Below are 1148 nucleotides of genomic sequence, written 5' to 3'. Positions count from 1 at the left end.
ATTTCGATCCTGCCTGCCTATCGCCAAACCGTTGACAAAGGATCCATGCACCAACGCCGATCCTGCCTGCCTATCGCCAAACCGTTGACAAAGGATCCATGCACCAACGCCGACTTGAAGCGTTTCATGGTCCTTTCGCGTCGTCGGGTCGGCTGGTGCGAATTTTCCGCTCGATTATTGAGGCCTTTGTGCGACCGGTGTTCGACACCGGGCATGAGGTCGCGCCTGGCGGCATCATAGGACCGGAGCTTGTCGGTGATCATGACCCGTGGTGTCCGCCCTTGAGCCTTCAGCAACTTGCGCATCAGACGCTTTGCCGCCTTGGCATTTCGGCGGCTTTGCACCAGCACTTCGAGGACGAAGCCGTCCTGATCGACGGCACGCCAGAGCCACTGCTTCTTGCCATTGATGGCCACCACACATTCGTCGAGATGCCATTTGTCGCCCAGGCAGCCGGCTGACCGTCGCTTGATCTCCCGGGCGAAATGCCGCCCGAATTTCTCCGCCCAGCTTCGAATGGTCTGATGCGTGACGATGATGCCGCGGGCCGCCAACATGTCCTCAACCATGCGCAGGCTGAGCGGAAAGCGAAAGTAGAGCCATACCGCGTGCGCAATGATCTCGGCGGGAAAACGGTGGCGACGATAAAGCGGATCACGAGCAACTTCTGACATGGCCCATGTTCGCACATCTTCATCAGCCGTCGGTTAACTTTACGGTGCCACACGATGGCCCATGGCGCAAAGCGCCGCCGCCAAGTTCCGCAAGCTTTTCGATGTCAACTTCAAGGGTGACATCGGATCGCCACGCGTGGCGGGGTCGACAAGCCTTTCCAGGTCGCTGAGAAGTGTCGGATTCGTCTGCGTCAAAGGTTTGCGTCCGGCACCCTTGCGCCGGATGCAGCCTTTCCTGGGCCTGGACCGACACCGCCTTGAACGCCGCCCTCCTGCCGATATCGCCCTTTGTGGCGCCGACGATTAGGGCGGCATCCGCGGCGCTGAGATCGGGATGGGCCGCCTTCAGCGCGTCCGCCCAGACGGCTGCCGCGGCGTCGCCTCCGCGATATCGTCCAGCCTTTCCTGGTCCTGGACCGACACCGCCTTGAACGCCGCCCGATTGGCGATCTCGCCCTTTGTGGCGCGGACGAT

General features: G+C 61.2%; 1 protein-coding gene and 1 pseudogene. Both read right to left on the bottom strand.

Features of this window, described 5'->3' with window-relative positions; genetic code table 11:
• Positions 1 to 17 precede the first annotated feature (17 nt).
• Positions 18 to 674: an IS6 family transposase gene (locus QQK95_RS31505; protein WP_284278405.1), complete on the bottom strand. Its 657-nt coding sequence runs from the start codon at positions 672 to 674 to the stop codon at positions 18 to 20.
• Between the two features lie 48 nt (positions 675 to 722).
• Positions 723 to 899: pseudogene (locus QQK95_RS31500) on the bottom strand (ISAzo13-like element transposase-related protein); the annotation flags it as partial.
• Positions 900 to 1148 lie beyond the last annotated feature (249 nt).

This window comes from Mesorhizobium huakuii (genome assembly GCF_030160235.1).
Classification (GTDB): domain Bacteria; phylum Pseudomonadota; class Alphaproteobacteria; order Rhizobiales; family Rhizobiaceae; genus Mesorhizobium; species Mesorhizobium huakuii.
Note: the sequence above shows the minus strand (reverse complement) of the source record. Positions and strands in the feature narration are given on the sequence as shown.